The sequence below is a fragment of the Corallococcus sp. AB018 genome (genome assembly GCF_003986945.1).
Classification (GTDB): Bacteria; Myxococcota; Myxococcia; order Myxococcales; family Myxococcaceae; genus Corallococcus; species Corallococcus exiguus.
Genome location: NZ_RAWR01000028.1, coordinates 25,431 through 48,222, shown reverse-complemented (window position 1 = coordinate 48,222; position 22,792 = coordinate 25,431). Strand labels below are relative to the sequence as shown.

Annotated in this window: 1 protein-coding gene (running past one end of the window); it reads left to right on the top strand. The window is 69.5% G+C overall.

The window, feature by feature from the left end:
* Positions 1–22,762, top strand: partial view of a non-ribosomal peptide synthetase gene (locus D7Y11_RS08755; protein ID WP_126933467.1) — the 3' portion only. 6,596 nt of this gene lie to the left of the window's left edge; 22,762 of the gene's 29,358 nt are visible here — the last part of the coding sequence; its start codon lies off the left edge, out of view; it ends in the stop codon at positions 22,760–22,762.
* Positions 22,763–22,792 lie beyond the last annotated feature (30 nt).

The following is a 22,792-nucleotide window of genomic DNA, read 5'->3' as shown; positions in this document are numbered from 1 at the left end:
CACCTTCTTCCAGCACCAGGGCGAGCCCGCGCAGCGCATCCACTCGCCTGGGACGTGGACGCTGTCCCTGCTCGACGTGTCCTCGGTGCCCGAGGCCCGGCGGGAGGAAGAGGCGCGGCGCCTCGCGAACCTGGAGGCCCGGCGTCCCTTCGACCTGGAAGCCGGCCCGCTCCTCCGCACGTCGCTGGTGCGCCTGGGCGACGCGGAGCACCTGCTGCTGGTGACGATGCACCACATCGTCTCCGACGGCTGGTCCATGAGCGTCCTCGTCCGTGAGCTCACCGCGCTCTATGCGGCGTTCCACACGGATCACCTGCCCACCCTCGCGCCGCTGCCCGTGCAGTACGCGGACTTCTCCGTCTGGCAGCGATCATGGCTCCAGGGCGAAACGCTGGAGACCCAGCTCGCCTACTGGAAGGAGAAGCTCGCGGGAGCACCCGCCGCGCTGGACCTGCCCACGGACCGTCCGCGTCCGCCCGTGCAGTCGCATCGGGGCGCCGCGGTGGACATGCGCGTCCCCGCGCAACTCTCCGACGCCCTCAAGACCCTGGCCCAGCGTGAAGGCGCCACGCCCTTCATGCTGCTGCTCGCGGCATGGCAGCTGCTCCTGTCGCGCTACTCCACGCAGGACGACATCAGCGTCGGTACGCCCATCGCCGGCCGCACCCAAGCGGAGACCGAGGGCCTCATCGGCTTCTTCGTCAACACGCTGGTGCTGCGTGCCCACGTGCAGCCACAGGCGACCTTCCGCCAGTTGCTGGCGCAGGTGCGTGGAACGACGCTCGCGGCCTACGAGCACCAGCACGTGCCGTTCGAGAAGCTGGTGGAGACCCTCCAGCCCGTTCGCGACCTGAGCCGCAGCGCGCTCTTCCAGGCGATGTTCTCCTTGCAGAACACGCCCATGGAAGCGCTGCGCGTGCCGGGCCTGTCGTTCGAGCAGCTTCCGCTCGAATCGAACTCCGCGAAGTTCGACCTGACGCTGACGATGCAGGACTCGCCCCAGGGCTTCGTGGGCGTCCTGGAGTACAGCAGCGACCTCTTCGATGCCTCGACCATGCAGCGCCTGGTGGGCCACATGGGCGTGTTGCTGGAGGCCATCGCCGCCCAGCCGGACACGACGGTCGCGAGCCTGCCCCTGCTCACCGCTCCGGAGCGGCAGCGGCTTCTCGTGGACTGGAATGGCCCCAGCGCCGAGTTCCCTCGCGACCTCTGCCTCCATGACGCCTTCAGCGCGCAGGCACTCCGCACGCCTGACGCCCTGGCCGTCATCTGCCGCGAGGAACAGCTCACCTTCCGTGAGTTGGACACGCGCGCCAATCAGCTCGCGCACCGGCTGGTGAAGTTGGGCGTCGGCCCCGATGAACGCGTCGTGCTCTGCGTGGAGCGCTCCGTGGAGGCCCTCGTCGGCATCCTCGGCACTCTCAAGGCCGGTGGCGCCTACGTCCCCATCGACCCCAGCTACCCGCGTGACTGGCTCGCCCACGTCCTCCAGGACACCGGCGCTCCCGTCGTCCTCACCCAGCAGCGCCTGCGCGACTCGCTTCCTCCGCACTCCGCGCACACCCTCTGCCTGGACTCCGACTCCGCGGACCTCTCACGTGAGCCCGCGCACGCGCCTGTGACGCATGTCACGCCGGAGCACCTCGCCTACATCATCTACACCTCCGGCAGCACCGGCCGCCCCAAGGGCGTGATGATTCAGCACCGCTCCGTGCTCAATCTTCGCGTCGCCCTTGCCACCACCGTGCACGCGGATGCTCAGCCTGGGGAGCGTGTCAGCGTCAATGCGCCGCTCTCCTTCGACGCCTCCGTCAAGCAGCTCATCCAGGTGCTCGACGGCCACACTCTCTGCATCGTCCCCGACGAGGCCCGCGCCGACGTCGGCGAACTCGTCAACCGGATTGCCCAGGACGCCCTCGACGTCCTCGACTGCTCTCCCGCGCACCTGCGCCTGCTGGTGGATGAAGGCCTGCTGGAGCGCAAGGCCATCCCCCACCGCGTCCTCGTGGGTGGCGAAGCCGTGGACCCCGCTACCTGGCGCCACCTGGCCCAGGCCCCGCGCCCGCGCGTCTTCAACGTCTACGGCCCCACCGAGTGCACCGTCGACGCCACCGCCTGCGCCTTCGATGCGTCTCCGACTCCCACCATCGGCAGGCCCCTGCCCAACGTCCGCGTCTATGTGCTCGACCGCACGTTGCGCCCCGTGCCCGTGGGCGTCGCCGGGGAGCTCTTCATCGGTGGTGAGGGCGTCGCGCGCGGCTACCTCAACCGGCCGGAGCTGACGGCGGACCGCTTCATCCCGGATGCCTTCTCCTCCACCCCGGGTGCACGCCTCTACCGCACGGGCGACGTGGTTCGCTGGCGCGCGGACGGGATGCTCGACTACCTGGGCCGTGCTGACTTCCAGGTGAAGATCCGCGGCTTCCGCATCGAGCTGGGTGAAGTCGAAGCCGCGCTCCTCAAGCATCCCCAGGTGCACGCCGCCGTGGTGCTGGCTCGCGAGGACATCCCCGGCGACAAGCGGCTCGTCGCCTACGTGGTGCCTCCGGAAGGCACGGAGCCCGCGCCCACGCCCGAGTCCCTCAAGGACTGGCTCAAGCAGTTCCTGCCGGAACACATGCGCCCCTCGGCGCTCCTCGTGCTGGAGGCCCTGCCCCTCAACACCAACGGCAAGGTGGACCGGAAGGCACTGCCCGCCCCCCAGGGCACGGCGCTCGGGTCCACCTACGTCGCGCCGCGCACGCCCACCGAGGAGCAGCTCGCCACCCTCTTCACGCAGGTGCTGCGCGTGGAGCGCGTGGGCATCCACGACGACTTCTTCGCGCTCGGAGGCCACTCCCTGCTGGCCACCCAGCTCGTCTCTCGCATCCGCGCCACCTTCCGCGCGGAGCTGCCGCTGCGGGCCCTCTTCGAAGCGCCCACCGTGGCCACGCTCGCCGAGCGCCTCCAATCCCAGACGCCGAGCCTCCGCCTCCCGCCGCTCACCCGGACCGAGGTGGACGGGCCGCAGCCCCTGTCCTTCGCCCAGCAGCGGCTCTGGTTCCTGGATCAGCTCACGCCGGGCGACGCGTCCTACAACATCCCCACGGCGCTCCGGCTGACGGGCCAGGTGGACGTGGAGTCGCTGCGCCGCGCGTTTGAAGCGCTGGTCGCTCGTCACGACGCCCTGCGCACCACCTTCCGCGACAGCGAGGGGCAGGCCACCCAGCACATCCACACGCCCGGCACGTGGGCGTTGCCGTTCACCGACCTCTCCACGCTGCCCGAGGCGCGGCGCGAAGACGAAGCACAGCGGAAGGTCGAAGCGGACGCACGTCAGCCGTTCGACCTGCGGAACGGTCCGCTGCTGCGCACCGCGCTCGTGCGGCTGGCGGCGGAAGAACACCTGTTGCTCGTGACGATGCACCACATCGTCTCCGACGGCTGGTCCATGAGCGTGCTCGTCCGCGAGCTGGTGGCCTTCTATGAAGCCTTCAGTACCGGTCAGGCGCCCGCGCTGGCCCCGCTGCCGGTGCAGTACACGGACTTCGCGGCGTGGCAGCGCGACTGGCTCCAGGGCGAGACGCTCGACGCGCAGCTGGGCTACTGGAAGCAGCAGCTCGGAGGGGCTCAGGCCACGCTGGAGCTGCCCACGGATCATCCCCGCCCGGCCATCCAGTCCCACGCGGGCGCGACCCACGCCGTGAGGATTCCCCAGGCTGCGTCCGACGCGCTCAAGGCCCTGGCCCAGCGCGAAGGTGCCACGCCCTTCATGGTGCTGCTCGCGGCCTGGCAGGTGCTCCTGTCTCGCTACGCAGGCCAGGACGACATCACCGTGGGTTCGCCCATCGCGGGCCGGACCCAGGCGGAAACCGAAGGACTCATCGGCTTCTTCGTCAACACGCTCGTCCTGCGTACTCGCGTGACGCCGGAGAGTTCCTTCCGCCAGTTGCTCGCCCAGGTGCGCGGCACGACGCTCGCTGCGTACGAGCATCAGCACGTGCCCTTCGAGAAGCTGGTGGAGGTGCTCCAGCCCGTGCGGGACACGAGCCGCAGCCCCCTCTTCCAGGTGATGTTCGTCCTCCAGAACGCCCCGGGAGAAGCGCTGCGCGTGCCGGGCCTCACCTTCCGGCAGGTCGTCGCCGAGGGCCACTCCGCCAAGTTCGATCTCACCCTGACGTTGCAGGACTCACCGCAGGGCTTCACCGGCTGGATGGAGTACAGCACCGCGCTCTTCGAGCGGAGCACCCTCGAGCGGATGGGCAACCATCTGCGCACGCTGCTGGAGGCCGTGGCCGCGAAGCCCGAGCAGCCCGTGGCCGGGCTGTCCCTCCTCTCCAGCGAAGAGCGTCAGCGCGTCCTCGTGGAGTGGAATGACACGGCCGCCGTCAGCCCGACGGACGTGCCGGTCCACGTCCACTTCGCCCAGCAGGCCCAGAGCACGCCCGACGCGGTGGCCCTGGTGCTGGGGGATGACTCGCTGACGTATGCCCAGTTGGATTCACGCGCGAACCAGCTGGCCCATCACCTGCGGGCCCTGGGCATCGTCCCCGGTGCACGCATCGGCCTCGCCATCGAGCGGTCCTTCGAGTTGGTGACCGCGCTCCTCGCCATCCTCAAGGTGGGCGCGGCCTTCGTCCCCGTGGACCGCAATGCGCCCGTGGAGCGCATCGCCGCACTGCTGGAGGATGCGGACGTCAGCGTGACGATCGCGCACCAGCCCTTCGCGTCACTGCTGCCCGCTTCCGGCACCCGCGTCTGGTTGGATACCCAGGCCACGGAGATCGCCGCGCGCCCCACGCATGCGCCGGACGTCCGCGTGGACGGTGAAGCCCTGGCCTACGTGATGTTCACCTCGGGCTCCACGGGCCGCCCCAAGGGCGTCTGCGCGCCACACCGGGGCATCACGCGCCTGGTGCTCGGCAACACCTTCATGCGCTTCGGGCCGGATGAAGTCTGGCTCCAGGCCGCCCCTGTTGCCTTCGATGCCTCCACGCTCGAAATCTGGGGCGCGCTGCTGCACGGCGCGAAGCTCGTCCTCGCTCCGCCGCATTCCCTGTCGCTGGAGGACCTGGCCGCGCAACTGCGCCACCACCGCGTGACGTCGCTCTGGCTCACCGCCGCCCTCTTCGAGCAGATGTCCCTGCACCAGGGCGACGCGCTCGCGGGCGTGCGCCAGGTCCTCGCGGGTGGCGACGTGCTGCCCGCCTCCCGCGTTCGCGAGCACCTGGCCCGCCTGCCGGAAGGCTCCACTTTCATCAACGGCTACGGCCCCACGGAGAACACGACCTTCTCCACCACCTTCGCCATGCATCGCGACTCGGTGGTGGGCGGTTCGGTGTCCATCGGCCGGCCGCTCTCCAACTCCACGGTCTACGTGCTCGACGCGAACCTGCGCCCGGTGCCCGAGGGCGTCGCGGGTGAGGTGTACGTCGGAGGCCAGGGTCTGACCTGGGGCTACCTGAACCGCCCCGACCTGACCGCGGAACGCTTCGTCGCCCATCCCTTCGCGTCCACGCCGGGCGAGCGCCTCTACCGCACGGGCGACAAGGCCCGATGGAAGACGGACGGCACGCTCGACTTCCTGGGTCGCGTCGACTTCCAGGTGAAGGTGCGTGGCTTCCGCATCGAGCTGGGTGAAATCGAAGCCGTGCTGCGCGCCTTCCCGGGCGTCAACGAGGCCGTCGTCGTGGCCCGGGGCTCGGACGCGGACAAGCGCCTCATCGGCTACGTCAGCGCGAGCGAAGGCCACTCGCTGGACTCGGACGCGCTCAAGGCCCATCTCCGGCGGAGCCTGCCGGAGTACATGGTGCCGGCGGCCTTCGTGGTGCTGACCGCGCTGCCTCTCAACGCCAACGGCAAGGTGGACCGCAAGGCACTGCCGGAGCCGGAGGAGACCGCGCGCGCCGTCGCCTACGTCGCACCGCGCACCGCCACGGAGAAGCAGCTGGCGGCCCTCTTCGCCGAAGTCCTCCGGGTGGAGCAGGTGGGCCTCCACGATGACTTCTTCGCGTTGGGAGGCCACTCGCTGCTGGCCACCCAGCTCGTCTCGCGCGTGCGGACCACGCTCGGGTTGGAGCTGCCCCTGCGGGCCCTCTTCGATGCGCCGACCGTCGCCGCTCTCGCGCTGAAGCTCGCGGACGCGCGGCCCGCCGCGGCCCGAGGGGCTCTTCCGCTCCGGCCCACCTCACGCAAGGGAGCCATTCCGCTCTCCTTCGCCCAGCAACGCCTCTGGTTCCTGGATCAGCTCACGCCGGGGGATGCGTCGTACAACATTCCGTCCGCGCTCCGGCTGCAGGGGCCGGTGGACGTGGCGTCGCTGCGCCGCGCTTTCGAGTCCCTGGTCGCGCGTCACGAATCCCTGCGCACCACCTTCCATGAGCATGAAGGCCAGGCCACGCAGCACATCCACCTGCCGGACGCGTGGACACTGCCGCTCGTGGACCTGTCCTCGCTGCCCGACGCGCAGCGCGAAGCCGAGGCCCAGCGCCGCATCGCGAAGGAGGCGAACCAGCCCTTCCACCTGGAGCGCGGACCGCTCCTGCGCACGACGCTGGTACGGCTGGCGGAGGAGGACCACCTCCTGCTCGTGACGATGCACCACATCGTCTCCGACGGCTGGTCCATGGGCGTGCTCGTCCGCGAGCTGATCACCTTCTACGAGGCCTTCACCTCCGGCCAGACGCCCACCCTGGCCCCGCTGCCGGTGCAGTACGCGGACTTCGCGGAACGGCAGCGCCAGTGGCTCCAGGGAGAGGCGTTGGACGCGCAGCTGGGTTACTGGAAGCAGCAGCTCGCGGGCGCGGCGTTCGCGCTGGAGCTTCCCACCGACCATCCGCGTCCGGCCATCCAGTCCCACCAGGGCGCGGCCGTCTCCGTCCGGATTCCCCAGGCGACGTCCGACGCGCTCAAGGCGCTGGCCCAGCGTGAAGGCGCCACGCCCTTCATGGTGCTGCTGGCGGCCTTCCAGGTGCTCCTGTCGCGCTACGCCGCGCAGGACGACATCACCGTGGGCTCGCCCATCGCGGGCCGCACGCAGGCGGAGACCGAGGGCCTCATCGGCTTCTTCGTCAACACGCTCGTCCTGCGCACGCGCGTGGCGCCGGAGGACTCCTTCCGGACGCTGCTCGCCCAGGTGCGCGGCACGACGCTCGCGGCCTACGAGCACCAGCACCTGCCGTTCGAGAAGCTGGTGGAGGTCCTCCAGCCCGTACGGGACGCAAGCCGCAGCCCGCTGTTCCAGGTGATGTTCGCCCTCCAGAACGCCCCGGTGGGAGACCTGCGCGTTCGCGGCCTCACCTTCCAGCAGGTCATCACCGAAGGGCGCTCCGCGAAGTTCGACCTCAACCTGGCGATGCAGGACTCGCCCCAGGGCTTCGTGGGTTCGCTGGAGTACAGCACCGCGCTCTTCAAGCGCGGCACCGTGGAGCGGATGGCCCGTCAGCTGCTCACGCTGCTGGAGGCCGTGGCCGCCAGTCCCGAGCAGTCCGTGGCCGGGCTGTCCCTCCTCTCCAGCGAGGAGCGGCAGCGCATCCTCGTGGAGTGGAACGACACCGCCGTCGCCAGTCCCACGGACATTCCCGTCCACGTCCACTTCGCGCGGCAGGCGCAGCGCGCGCCCGAGGCCATCGCCCTCGTCATGGGGGAGGCCTCGCTGACGTATGCGCAGCTGGACGCGCGCGCGAACCAACTGGCCCACCACCTGCGCGACCTCGGCATCGTTCCGGGTGCGCGTGTCGGTCTCGCCGTCGAGCGGTCCTTCGAGCTGGTCGCGGCGCTCCTCGCCATCCTCAAGGTGGGTGCCACCTACGTCCCCGTGGACCGCAATGCGCCCGTGGAGCGCATCGCGTCCCTGCTGGAGGACGCGGACGTCCACTTCGTCGTCACCCACCAGCCCTTCGCGTCACTGCTGCCCGCCACCGGCACCCGCGTCTGGCTGGATGCGCAGCGAGACGTCATCGCCACGCGGCCCACCCACGTCCCTGACGTCCGCGTGGACGGCGAGGCCATGGCCTATGTGATGTTCACCTCCGGGAGCACCGGCCGTCCCAAGGGCGTCTGCATTCCGCACCGGGGCATCACGCGAATGGTGGTCGGCAGCACCTTCATGCGCTTCGGCGCGGACGAGGTCTGGCTGCATGTCGCCCCCATCGCCTTCGACGCCTCCACGCTCGAAATCTGGGGCGCGCTGCTGAATGGTTCGAAGCTCGTCCTCGCTCCGCCCCACTCGCTGTCGTTGGAGGAGCTGGCCGCGCTGTTGCGCCACCATGGTGTGACGACGCTGTTCCTGACGACCGCGCTCTTCGAGCAGATGGCCCTGCACCAGGGTGAAGCGCTCGCGGGCGTGCGCCAGATTCTCTCCGGTGGCGACGTGCTGCCCGCGGACCGCGTGCGCGAGCACCTGGCCCGCATCCCCGAAGGCGCCAGCTTCCACAACGCCTACGGCCCCACGGAGAGCACCACCCTCGCCACCACCTTCGCCATGGGGCATGGCTCGCACGTGGAAGGAGCCATCCCCGTCGGCCGGCCGCCCTCCAACTCCACGGTCTACGTGTTCGACGCGAACCTGCACCCGGTGCCCGTGGGCATTGCCGGCGAGGTGTACGTCGGCGGCCAGGGTCTGGCCTGGGGCTACCTGCACCGCCCGGACCTGACCGCGGAGCGCTTCATCCCCCACCCCTTCGCCTCCAGTCCGGGCGAGCGCCTCTACCGCACGGGAGACCAGGCCCGCTGGAGGGAGGACGGCACGCTCGACTTCCTGGGCCGTGTCGACCTCCAGGTGAAGGTACGTGGCTTCCGCATCGAGCTGGGCGAAATCGAGACCGCGCTGCGCTCCGCCGCCAGCGTCAACGAAGCGGTCGTCGTGGCGCGGGGCACCGGCGCGGACAAGCGCCTCATCGGCTACGTCACCGCGCGCGCGGGCCATGCGCCGACCCCGGACACGCTCCGGGCAGGCCTCAAGCAGCGGCTGCCCGAGTACATGGTGCCGTCTGCCTTCATGGTGCTGGACGCGCTGCCCATCAACGCCAACGGCAAGGTGGACCGCAAGGCCCTGCCGGAGCCGGGGAACACGCCTCGGAGCACCGTCTTCGTCGCGCCGCGCACCGCCACCGAGGAGCAGCTGGCCACCCTCTTCGCCGAGGTCCTCCGCGTGGAGCGCATCGGCGTGCGGGACGACTTCTTCGCCATGGGAGGCCACTCGCTGTTGGCCACCCAGCTCGTCTCGCGCGTGCGCTCCACCTTCCGTGTGGAGCTGCCGCTGCGGGCCCTCTTCGAGGCGCCCACCGTCGAACGCCTCGCGCCGAAGCTCGAGGAGGCCCAGACCACCGGGCTCCGCGCACCGCCGCTGCGGCCCATGCCACGAGAAGGCGCCATTCCGCTGTCCTTCGCGCAGCAGCGCCTGTGGCTACTGGATCAGCTCCAGCCGGGAGACATCTCGTACAACATCCCCACCGCCCTGCGACTGACGGGCCCGGTGGACCTGGAGTCGTTGCGCCGCGCCTTCGAAGCGCTGGTGGAGCGCCACGAATCGCTGCGCACCACGCTCTCCACGTCGCAGGAGGAGCCGTCGCAATGCATCCAGGAGCCCTCCAGCTGGGAGCTGCCCCTCATCGACCTGACGTCCCTGCCTGAGACGCAGCGGGAGGAGGAGGCCCAGCGCGCGGCGGCCACGGAAGCCCGGCGTGCCTTCAACCTCTCCACGGGCCCGTTGCTGCGCAGCACGCTGGTGCGGCTGGGACAGGATTCGCACCTGTTGCTGGTGACGATGCACCACATCGTCTCCGACGGCTGGTCCATGGGCGTGCTCGTCCGGGAAGTGGCGGCCTTCTACGAAGCCTTCGTCGCGGGCCAGTGGCCCTCGCTCCCGCCGCTGCCCGTGCAGTACGCGGACTTCTCGATGTGGCAGCGAGGCTGGCTCCAGGGTGAGGCCCTGGACGCGCAGCTGGGCTACTGGAAGAAGCAGCTCGGGGGGGCACCTTCCGCGCTGGACCTGCCCACGGACCGCCCGCGTCCGCCGGTGCAGTCACGCCGAGGCGCCACGGTGGACGTGCGCATCCCGTTGGAGGTCTCCCAGTCCTTGAAGGCCCTGGCCCAGGATGAAGGCGCCACGCCCTTCATGCTGCTGCTCGCGGCCTGGCAGCTGCTCCTGTCGCGCTACTCCACGCAGGACGACATCAGCGTGGGTACGCCCATCGCGGGCCGCACCCAGGCGGAGACCGAGGGCCTCATCGGCTTCTTCGTCAACACGCTCGTGCTGCGCGCCCACGTGCAGCCGCAGGCGACCTTCCGTGAGTTCCTCGCGCAGGTGCGCCGCACGACGCTCGCGGCCTATGAGCACCAGCACCTGCCCTTCGAGAAGCTGGTGGAGGTCCTCCAGCCCTCGCGAGACCTGAGCCGCAGCGCGCTCTTCCAGGCGATGTTCTCCCTGCAGAACACGCCCACCGAAGCGCTCCGCGTGTCCGGGCTGTCCTTCCAGAGCGTCCCGGTGGACACCCGGTCCTCCAAGTTCGACCTCACGCTCACCCTCGGCGAGTCACCCCAGGGCTTCGTCGGGCTGCTGACGTACGCGACGGACCTCTTCGATGTTTCGACGGTCCAGCGAATGTCCGGACACCTGGGCGTGCTGCTGGAGGCCATCGCCGCCCAGCCGGACGCGACGCTCGCGGGCCTGCCCCTGCTCACCGCGCCAGAGCGGCAGCGGCTCCTCGTGGACTGGAATGGCCCCAGCGCCGAGTTCCCTCGCGACCTCTGCCTCCATGACGCCTTCAGCGCCCAGGCCCTTCGCACGCCCGACGCGCTGGCCGTCATCTGCCGCGAGGAGCAGCTCACCTTCCGTGAGCTGGACACGCGCGCCAATCAGCTCGCGCACCGGATGGTGAAGCTGGGCGTCGGCCCCGACGTGCGCGTCGTGCTCTGCGTGGAGCGCTCCGTGGAGGCCCTCGTCGGCATCCTCGGCACTCTCAAGGCCGGTGGCGCCTACGTCCCCATCGACCCCAGCTACCCGCGCGACTGGCTCGCCCACGTCCTCCAGGACACCGGCGCTCCCGTCGTCCTCACCCAGCAGCGCCTGCGCGACTCTCTTCCTCCGCACTCCGCGCACACCCTCTGCCTGGACTCCGACTCCGCGGACTTCGCTCTTGAGTCCCAGGACTCGCCGGTGACGTCGGTCACGCCGGAGCATCTGGCGTACATCATCTACACCTCCGGCAGCACCGGCCGCCCCAAGGGCGTGATGATTCAGCACCGCTCCGTGCTCAATCTTCGCGTCGCCCTCGCCGCCACCGTGCACGCGGACGCCCAGCCCGGGGAGCGCGTCAGCGTCAACGCTCCGCTCTCCTTCGATGCCTCCGTCAAACAGCTCATCCAGGTGCTCGACGGCCACACCCTCTGCATCGTCCCCGACGAGGCACGCGCCGACGTCGGCGAGCTCGTCAACCGGATTGCCCAGGACGCCCTCGACGTCCTCGACTGCTCTCCCGCGCACCTGCGCCTGCTGGTGGATGAAGGCCTGCTGGAGCGCAGGGCCATCCCCCACCGCGTCCTCGTGGGGGGTGAAGCCGTGGACCCCGCCACCTGGCGCCACCTCGCCCAGGCCCCGCGCCCTCGCGTCTTCAACGTCTACGGCCCCACCGAGTGCACCGTCGACGCCACCGCCTGCGCCTTCGACGCTTCCCCCTCTCCCACCATCGGCAGGCCCCTGCCCAACGTCCGCGTCTACGTGCTGGACCGCACGCTGCGCCCCGTGCCCGTGGGCGTCGCGGGTGAGCTCTTCATCGGTGGTGAGGGCGTCGCGCGCGGCTACCTCAACCGGCCGGAGCTGACGGCGGACCGCTTCATCCCGGATGCCTTCTCCTCCACGCCCGGTGCACGCCTCTACCGCACGGGCGACGTGGTGCGCTGGCGTGCGGACGGGATGCTCGACTACCTGGGCCGCGCTGACTTCCAGGTGAAGATCCGCGGCTTCCGCATCGAGCTGGGTGAAATCGAGTCCCGCCTGCTGGGACATCCCGCCGTGCATCAAGCCGTCGTCCTCGCCCGCGAGGACGTGCCCGGAGACAAGCGGCTCGTCGCCTATCTTGTCCCCGAGGCGGGAGAGTCCCTGGACTCCACCGAGCTGCGCACCTTCCTCAAGCAGAACCTGCCCGAGTACATGGTGCCGTCCGCGTTCCTCGTGCTGGAGGCCCTGCCGCTCAACACCAACGGAAAGGTGGACCGCAAGGCACTGCCCGCGCCCCAGGGCACGGCGCTCGGGTCCACCTACGTCGCGCCGCGCACCGCCACCGAGGAGCAGCTCGCGGCCCTCTTCATTCAGGTGCTGCGTGTGGAGCGCGTGGGCGTCCACGACGACTTCTTCGCGCTCGGCGGTCATTCGCTGCTGGCGACCCAGCTCGTCTCGCGCGTGCGCGCCACGTTCCGCGTGGAACTGCCGCTGCGGGCCCTCTTCGAAGCGCCCACCGTGGCCGCGCTCGCGGAGCGGCTCCAGACGGCCACGCCGAACCTCCACCTGCCCGCGCCCACCCAGACGCACGCGGACGGCCCGCGGCCGTTGTCCTTCGCGCAGCAGCGGCTGTGGCTGTTGGATCAGCTCCAGCCTGGAGACGCGTCGTACAACATCCCCACCGCGCTCCAGCTCTCTGGGCAGTTGGACGTGGAAGCCCTGCGCCGTGCCTTCGAAGCGCTCATCCAGCGCCACGAGGCCCTGCGCACCACCTTCCACGAGCACCAGGACCAGCCCATCCAGAACATCCACGCTCCCGGCGGTTGGACTCTGCCGCTCGTGGACCTCTCCGCCCGGCCTGAAGCACTCCGGGAAGAAGAGGCGCGGCGGATGGCCAACGAGGAAGCACGGAAGCCGTTCGGCCTCGCCAGGGGACCACTGCTGCGCAGCACGCTGGTGCGGCTGGGACAGGACTCACACCTGTTGCTCGTGACGATGCACCACATCGTCTCCGACGGCTGGTCCATGGGGGTCCTCGTCCGGGAAGTGGCGACCTTTTACGCGGCATTCTCCACGGGCCAGTCGCCCTCGCTCCCGCCGCTGCCCGTGCAGTACGCGGACTTCGCGGCGTGGCAGCGGAACTGGCTCCAGGGCGAGGCACTGGACGCGCAGATCCAATACTGGAAGCAGCAGCTCTCCGGAGCACCCGCTGCGTTGGAGCTGCCCACGGACCACCCGCGCCCGCCCGTGCAGTCGCACCGGGGTGACTCGGTGGAAGTGCGCATTCCCAAGCACATCGCGGATGCCCTCAAGGCGCTCTCGCAGAGGGAAGGCGCCACGCCGTTCATGACGTTGCTGGCGGCGTTCCAGGTGCTGCTGTCGCGCTACTCCGCGCAAGACGATGTCAGCGTGGGTTCACCCATTGCCGGCCGCACCCAGGCGGAGACCGAAGGCCTCATCGGCTTCTTCATCAACACGCTCGTCCTGAGAGCCCAGCTGAATCCTCGGGCGACGTTCCGTGAACTGCTGGCCCAGGTGCGAGACACGACACTCGCGGCCTACGACCATCAGCACCTGCCGTTCGAGAAGCTCGTGGAGGCCGTGCAGCCCACGCGCGACCTGAGCCGCAGCCCGCTGTTCCAGGCCATGTTCGTCCTGCAGAACACGCCCACCGAGGCGCTGCGCCTGCCGGGCTTGTCCTTCCAGGCCCTGCCGCTGGAATCACACTTCGCCAAGTTCGACCTCTCCCTGGGTCTGCGTGAAGGCCGGGACGGATTCGTCGGTTCATTCGACTTCGCGACCGACCTGTTCGACGTGGCGACCATCCAGCGTCTGGCTGGACACTTCGAGGTGTTGCTGGAGGCCCTCGCGACGAAGCCGGACACCCGATTGGGTGACCTGCCGCTGCTCACTGACTCCGAGCGCAAACAGATCCTCGTCGATTGGAATCCCCCCGCATCGCAGGTGCCGCAGGAGTCCAGCATCCCAGCGATGGTGGAGGCCCAGGTGCGCCGCACGCCGGATGCGCTCGCCGTCATTACGCCCGAGCGGCAGCTGACGTACCGGGAGCTGGACGCGAAGGCGAACCAGCTCGCGCACCGTCTGCGCGGACTTGGCGTCGGGCCCGAAGTCCGCGTCGGCCTGTGCGTCGAGCGCACCGAGGACCTCGTCATCGGCGCTCTCGGCATCCTCAAGGCCGGTGGTGCCTACGTGCCGCTGGACCCCAGCTACCCGCGTGAGCGCCTGGGCTGGCTGCTCGAGGATGCGCAGGGTCCTGCGCTCGTGGCGCACTCCCATCTGCTCTCGGCGCTGCCTGAAACCAGCGCCAAGCCGGTGTGCCTCGACTCGGACGTGGAGCTGGCGAAGCAGCCGACGACGTCTCCGCTCGTGGACATCCACGCCGGACACCTCGCCTACCTCATCTACACCTCCGGCAGCACAGGCCGTCCCAAGGGCGTCGCCATCTCCCATGGCAACGCCGTCTCCTTCCTCCACTGGGCCTTGGAGACCTTCTCGCCGGAGGAGTTGAAGGGCACCCTCGCCGCGACGAGCCTCAACTTCGACCTCTCCGTCTTCGAGCTCTTCGCGCCGCTCTCCAGTGGTGGTGCGGTGGTCGTGGCACGCAACGCACTCCACCTGGCGGAGCTGCCCACCGCGTCCCACGTCACCCTCGTCAACACCGTGCCCTCCGCCATGGCGCAGCTGCTGCGCCTAGGTGCGGTGCCGCCCTCCGTGCGTGTCATCAACCTCGCCGGTGAGGCCCTGCCGGAGACGTTGGCGAAGCAGGTCTACGCCGTCCCCACGGTGCAGAAGCTCTTCAACCTCTACGGGCCTTCCGAGGACACCACCTACTCCACCGCCTCCCTCGTCGGTCGGGACGAGGTGCCCCTCATCGGCAGGCCCCTGCCCGCGACGCGTGCCTACGTGTTGGACGCGTCTCTCCAGCCGGTGCCCGTGGGTGTCGCAGGTGAGCTGTACCTCGCGGGTGAAGGCCAGGCGCGCGGCTACCTGCTGCGCCCGGAGCTCACCGCGGAGCGCTTCGTCCCCGAGCTCTTCGGGCCTCCCGGCGGCCGCATGTACCGCACGGGCGACCGCGTCCGTTACCGCCTCGACGGGCGCCTGGAGTACCTCGGCCGCATCGACTTCCAGGTGAAGGTGCGCGGCTTCCGCATCGAGTTGGGCGAAATCGAAGCAGCCCTTCGTCGCGCTCCAGGTCTCAAGGACGCCGTCGTCGTCGCCAAGGGTGAGGCCGCCGACAAGCGCCTCGTCGCCTACGTCACGCCCAAGGCTGAGACCTCCCTGGAAGTGGAGGCCCTCAAGGCCCATCTGCGTCAGGGCCTCCCCGAGTACATGGTGCCCTCCACCTTCGTGGTGATGGACGCCCTGCCCCTCAACTCCAACGGCAAGGTGGACCGCAAGGCCCTGCCGGAGCCGGAGGCGCCCCAGTCCGGCAACACCTACGAAGCGCCTCGCACGGAAGTCGAAGCGAAGCTGGCCTCCATCTGGGCGGAAGTCCTGCGTCTGCCCCAGGTGGGCGTGAAGGACTCCTTCTTCGAGCTGGGCGGGCATTCACTGCTGGCCACCCAGGTGGTGTCGCGCGTCCGCGCGGAGTTCAACGTGGAACTCCCCCTGCGCGCGCTCTTCGAGTCCCCCACCGTGGAGGCGCTCGCCGGGCGGCTGCACGGAAGCGCCACCTCCCAGGCTCCGAAGCTCACCCGCGTCTCGCATGACGGTCCGCTGCCGCTGTCCTTCGCTCAGCAACGGCTATGGCTGTTGGATCAGCTCCAGCCCGGCGACGCGTCGTACAACATCCCTACTGCCCTCCAGCTCTCGGGGCACTTGGACGTCGAGGCCCTGCGCCGTGCCTTCGAGGCGCTCGTCGCCCGTCACGACGCCCTGCGCACCACCTTCCACGAGCACCAGGATCAGCCCATCCAGACGGTCCACGCGCCCAGTGGTTGGACACTGCCGCTCGTGGAGCTCTCAACCCGGCCTGAGACGCTGCGGGAAGACGAGGCGCGCAGGCTGGCCAACGCGGAAGCGCGGAAGCCGTTCGACCTCGCCAGGGGACCGCTGCTGCGCAGCACGTTGGTGCGGCTGACCGAGGACTCACATCTGTTGCTCGTGACGATGCACCACATCGTCTCCGACGGCTGGTCCATGGGCGTCCTCGTCCGGGAGATGGTGGCCTTCTACGAGGCCTTCTCCACGAGCAGCACGCCGGCTTTCGCGCCGCTGTCCGTGCAGTACGCGGACTTCGCCGCCTGGCAGCGGAACTGGCTCCAGGGCGAGGCACTGGACGCGCAGATCCACTACTGGAAGCAGCAGCTCTCCGGAGCACCCGCGGCGTTGGAGTTGCCCACGGACCGCCCGCGGCCGCCCGTGCAGTCCCACCGGGGCGCAACGGTGGACGTGCGCATCCCCTCGGAGATCTCTCACGCGCTCAAGGCCTTGGCACAACGGGAAGGTGCCACGCCGTTCATGACGTTGCTGGCGGCGTTCCAGGTGCTCCTGTCGCGCTACTCCGCACAGGATGACGTCAGCGTGGGCACGCCCATCGCCGGCCGCACACAGGCGGAGACCGAAGGCCTGATTGGCTTCTTCATCAACACGCTCGTCCTGCGCGCCCAGTTGGATTCGCGTGCAACGTTCCGTGAACTGCTGACTCAAGTGCGAGGCACGACCTTCGCGGCCTTCGAACATCAGCACCTGCCGTTCGAGAAGCTGGTGGAAGCCGTGCAGCCCACACGCGACCTGAGCCGCAGTCCGCTCTTCCAGGCCATGTTCGTCCTGCAGAACACACCGAATGAGGCGCTGCGCCTGCCGGGCTTGTCCTTCCAGGCCCTGCCGCTGGACGCCCACTTCGCGAAGTTCGATCTCTCCCTGGGTCTGCGTGAAGGCCGGGACGGATTCGTCGGCACGCTGGAGTACGCGACAGACCTGTTCGACGCCGAGACCATCCAGCGCATGGCTGGGCACTTCGGCGTGTTGCTGGAGGCCATCGCGAAGAAGCCGGACACCCGACTGGGTGACCTGCCTCTGCTCACTGACTCCGAGCGCAAACAGATCCTCGTCGATTGGAATCCCCCCGCATCGCAGGTGCCGCAGGAGTCCAGCATCCCAGCGATGGTGGAGGCCCAGGTGCGCCGCACGCCGGATGCGCTCGCCGTCATCACGCCCGAGCGGCAGCTGACGTACCGGGAGCTGGACGCGAAGGCGAACCAGCTCGCGCACCGTCTGCGCGGACTTGGCGTCGGGCCCGAAGTCCGCGTCGGCCTGTGCGTCGAGCGCACCGAGGACCTCGTCATCGGCGCTCTCGGCATCCTCAAGGCCGGTGGTGCCTACGTGCCGCTGGACCCCAGCTACCCGCGTGAGCGCCTGGGCTGGCTGCTCGAGGATGCGCAGGGTCCTGCGCTCGTGGCGCACTCCCATCTGCTCTCGGCGCTGCCTGAAACCAGCGCCACGCCGGTGTGCCTCGACTCGGACGTGGAGCTGGCGAAGCAGCCGACGACGTCTCCGCTCGTGGACATCCACGCCGGACACCTCGCCTACCTCATCTACACCTCCGGCAGTACCGGCCGTCCCAAGGGCGTCGCCATCTCCCATGGCAACGCTGTCTCCTTCCTCCACTGGGCCCTGGAGACCTTCTCGCCGGAGGAGTTGAAGGGCACCCTCGCCGCGACGAGCCTCAACTTCGACCTCTCCGTCTTCGAACTCTTCGCGCCGCTCTCCAGTGGTGGTGCGGTGGTCGTGGCCCGCAACGCCTTGCACCTGGCGGAGCTGCCTACGGCCTCTCACGTCACCCTCGTCAACACCGTGCCCTCCGCCATGGCGCAACTGCTGCGCCTGGGTGCGGTGCCGCCCTCCGTGCGTGTCATCAACCTCGCCGGTGAGGCCCTGCCGGAGACGTTGGCGAAGCAGGTCTACGCCGTCCCCACGGTGCAGAAGCTCTTCAACCTCTACGGGCCTTCCGAGGACACCACCTACTCCACCGCCTCCCTCGTCGGTCGGGACGAGGTGCCCCTCATCGGCAGGCCCCTGCCCGCGACGCGCGCCTATGTGCTGGACGCCTCATTGCAGCCGGTGCCCGTGGGTGTCGCAGGTGAGCTGTACCTCGCGGGTGAAGGACAGGCGCGTGGCTACCTGCTGCGTCCGGAACTCACCGCGGAGCGCTTCGTCCCCGAGCCTTACGGCCCTCCCGGCGGCCGCATGTACCGCACGGGCGACCGCGTCCGTTACCGCCTCGACGGGCGCCTGGAGTACCTCGGCCGCATCGACTTCCAGGTGAAGGTGCGTGGCTTCCGCATCGAGTTGGGCGAAATCGAAGCCGCTCTCCGTCGCACTCCAGGACTCAAGGACGCCGTCGTCGTCGCGAAGGGTGAGGCCGCCGACAAGCGGCTGGTCGCCTACGTCACGCCCAAGGTGAATGCGTCGCTGGAGGTGGAAGCCCTCAAGGCCCATCTGCGTCAGGGCCTCCCCGAGTACATGGTGCCCTCCACCTTCGTGGTGATGGAGGCCCTGCCCCTCAACTCCAACGGCAAGGTGGACCGCAAGGCCCTGCCGGAGCCGGAGGCGCCCCAGTCCGGCAATACCTACGAAGCGCCTCGCACCGAAGTCGAAGCGAAGCTGGCCTCCATCTGGGCGGAAGTCCTGCGCCTGCCCCAGGTGGGCGTGAAGGATTCCTTCTTCGCGCTGGGTGGGCACTCGCTGCTGGCCACCCAGGTGGTGTCGCGCGTGCGCGCGGAGCTCAGCGTGGAACTGCCCCTGCGCGCGCTCTTCGAGTCCCCCACCGTGGAGGCGCTCGCGGTTCGTCTCTCCGGACTCACCCGCACGAGCACCGCGCCGCTCACCCGCGTTTCGCATGACGGTCCGCTGCCGCTGTCCTTCGCTCAGCAGCGGCTGTGGCTCATTGATCAGCTCGAACCGGGCAGCCCCCTCTACAACGTGCCCGTCGCCGTCCGACTGGAAGGCCACCTCCGCACGGAGGTGCTGGAACGTGCCCTGCAGGAAGTGGTGCGCCGACACGACGCCCTGCGCACCACCTTCACCCAGGTGGACGGGGAACCGGTCCAGCGCATCCACCCCGACAGTCCGGTGCCCCTGGGGCTCGTGGACCTCTCGGATGTGCCGGAGGCGCAGCGCGAGCCCGAAGCGCGGTTCCAGGTGGAACAGGAGATGCGCCGGCCCTTCGACCTGCACACCGGTCCGCTCGTCCGCACACTGCTCTTCAAGCTTTCCGAGCGTAAGCACGTCCTCGTCGTCACCCTGCACCACATCGTCTCCGACGGCTGGTCGCTGGGTGTGCTCGTGCGTGAAGTCACTGCCCTCTACGCGGCCTTCTCCGCGGGACAGCCGTCGCCCCTTCCGGCCCTTCCCGTGCAATACGCGGACTACGCGGACTGGCAGCGCCGCACGCTTTCGGGTGAGACGCTGCGGCAGGAAATGGCCTACTGGGAGGGGAAGCTCTCCGGCGCTCCGGCCGTGCTGGAGCTGCCCACGGACCGGCCGCGTCCTGCGGTCCGGAGCACTTCGGGTGCAACCCTCGGCTTCACTCTGTCGCGTGAGTTGACGGAAGCCCTGCGGAGCCTGGGCCACCGTGAAGGCGGTTCGCTCTTCATGGTGCTGCTCGCGGCATGGCAGGGCCTGCTGTCGCGCTACACGGGCCAGCAGGACATCAGCGTGGGCTCGCCCATTGCCGGCCGCACGCGTGCGGAGACGGAGGGGCTCATTGGCTTCTTCGTCAACACGCTCGTCCTGCGCGCGAAGGTGGACGAGGGCCAGTCCTTCCAGGCGCTGCTCCAGCAGGTGCGCGCCACGGTGCTGGACGCGTACGAGCACCAGGAGGTGCCGTTCGAAAAGCTGGTGGAGATCCTGCAGCCGACGCGCAGCCTCAGCCACACGCCTCTCTTCCAGACGCTGCTCGCGCTCCAGAACGTGCCCACGGAGGACGTGCGTCTGCCAGAGCTCCGTCTCCGCGGACTGGAAGCCACCCAGTCGACTTCGAAGTTCGACGTGAGCGTCTTCTTCACGGAGACGTCCGAAGGACTGCGAGGCACGCTGGAGTACAGCACCGCCCTCTTCGAGCGGAGCACGATGGAGCGGATGGCCCGCCACCTGCGCACGCTGCTGGAGGCCGTGGCCGCGAAGCCCGAGCAGCCCATGGCCCACCTGCCGCTCCTCTCCAACGACGAGCGCCAGCGCGTCCTTGTGGAGTGGAACGACACGGGCGTCACCAGCCCGACGGAGATTCCGGTCCACGTCCACTTCGCCCGGCAGGCCCAGAGCACGCCTCACGCTGTCGCCCTCGTGCTGGGGGATGATTCGCTGACGTACGCCCAACTGGACGAGCGCGCGAACCAACTGGCGTGGCACCTGCGTGCCCTGGGCATCGTCCCGGGTGCGCGTGTGGGCCTTGCCGTCGAGCGCTCCTTCGAGTTGGTGACCGCGCTCCTCGCCATCCTCAAGGTGGGCGCGGCCTTCGTCCCCGTGGACCGCAATGCCCCCGTGGAACGCATCGCGATGCTGCTGGAGGACGCGGACGTCGGAGTGGTGGTCACTCACCAGCCCTTCGCTTCGTTGCTCCCCGCCACCGGCGCTCGCGTCTGGATGGATGCCCAGTCCGCGGAGATCGCTTCGCGGCCCATGCATGCGCCCGACGTCTCCGTGGATGGCGAGTCTCTCGCCTACGTCATGTTCACCTCGGGCTCCACGGGGCGTCCCAAGGGCGTCTGTGTACCGCACCGGGGCATCACCCGCTTGGTGCTCGGCAGCACCTTCATGCGCTTCGGGCCCGACGAAGTCTGGCTCCAGTTCGCACCCGTGGCCTTCGATGCGTCCACGCTCGAAGTCTGGGGCGCGCTGCTGCACGGCGCGAAGCTCGTCCTCGCTCCGCCGCATTCCCTCTCCCTGGAGGAGCTGGCCGCCCAGCTGCGCCACCACCGCGTGACGTCCCTGTGGCTCACCGCCGCCCTCTTCGAGCAGATGGCCCTGCACCAGGGCGAAGCGCTCGCGGGCGTGCGCCAGGTCCTCGCCGGTGGCGATGTGCTGCCTGCCGCCCGAGTGCGCGAACACCTCGCGCGTCTTTCGGAAGGTGCGACGTTCATCAACGGCTACGGCCCCACGGAGAACACCACCTTCTCCACCACCTTCTCCATGCAGCACGGCACGCGCGTGGAAGGCGCCATCCCCATTGGCCGGCCCCTCTCCAACTCCACCGTCTACGTGCTCGACGCGCACCTGCACCCGGTGCCCGTAGGCGTCGCCGGTGAGGTGTACGTGGGCGGCCATGGCCTGTCCTGGGGCTACCTGAATCGTCCCGAGCTGACCGCGGAACGCTTCGTCCCCCATCCCTTCGCGTCCACTTCGGGCGAGCGCCTCTACCGCACGGGCGACCAGGCCCGTTGGACGGAGGACGGCACCATCGACTTCCTGGGCCGCGTCGACTTCCAGGTGAAGGTGCGGGGCTTCCGCATCGAGTTGGGCGAAGTCGAAGCAGCCCTGCGCTCCGCCACTGGCGTCAACGAGGCCATCGTCGTGGCTCGGGGCACGGACGCGGACAAGCGCCTCATCGGTTACGTCACTGCTCGCGAAGGCCACCCGCTGGACGCGGACACCCTCAAGGTGGGCCTCAAGCAGCGGCTGCCCGAGTACATGGTCCCCTCCGCGCTCGTCGTGCTGGGCGCCCTGCCCCTCAACGCCAACGGCAAGGTGGACCGCAAGGCCCTGCCCGAGCCCGACGCCCACGACGTCGCGGCCCGGGACTTCGTCGCTCCCCGCGACGCGCTCGAAATGCAGCTCGCTCGCATCTGGGAGGACGTCCTCGGCGTCCGCTCCGTCGGCGTCCGCTCCAGCTTCTTCGAGTTGGGCGGCCACTCCCTGCTCGCCGTGCGCATGGTCGCCGCCGTGCGCGAGCGTCTCGGCCAGTCGATTCCCCTCTCCGTCCTCTTCCAGCAGCCCACCATCGAGCAGCTCGCCCAGGTGCTCCGCGACGACTCACAGGACTGGACGCCCCTCGTCCCACTGGAGCGCGGCGAGCCCGGCCAGCGGCCGCTCTTCCTTGTCCACCCGGGCGGCGGCAACGTCCTCGCGTACTCGGAACTGGCGCGCCGTCTGGGGCCCTCATTGCCCGTCTACGGCCTCCAGTCGCGGGGCCTCGACGGACGGCCCGTCGCCGAGTCCATCGAGGAGATGGCCACCCTCTACATCGAAGCCATCCGCACGGTGCAGCCTCACGGCCCCTACCAACTGGGAGGCTGGTCTCTCGGCGGCGTCATCGCCTACGAGATGGCCCGTCGCCTGCGCGAGGCCGGTGAAGCCGTGGACCTGCTCGCCCTCATCGATGCCCACGTCCACGGCCGGACGAAGCCCGAGCAGACGGAGACGGACCTCGACTCCGAGACGCGCGCGCGGCTCGCTTTCGCCCATGCCACCGCCACCGCATTCGGCCAGGAGCTCTCCGTTTCGGACGAAGCCCTGGCACAGGGCGACGACGTGATGCTGGGCCACCTGCTGCAGGAAGGACTCCGGTCGCGCATCCTCGACGCGCAGTCCGGCCCGGCCCAACTGCGTGCCCTCTTCAACGTCTTCCGGGCCAACCTCTTCGCCCACGAGAAGTACGTCCCCCAGCCGTACGACAGCCCCGCCCTGCTGCTCAGCGCCAGCACCGTCGCCGCTGGGATTCCGCGTCACCGCGGCTGGGAGCCCCTGGTGCGAGGCGAACTGAAAGTGCACGACGTCCCCGGTGGCCACCACGAGCTGATGCAGGACCCGCACCTCGGCCCTGTCGTCGAGCACCTGCGCTCCGCCCTGGCCGCCGTTACGTCCAACGACGCCACCGGCAGTTGAAGACAACCTCCACTCCGTGTCTGTCTTTCA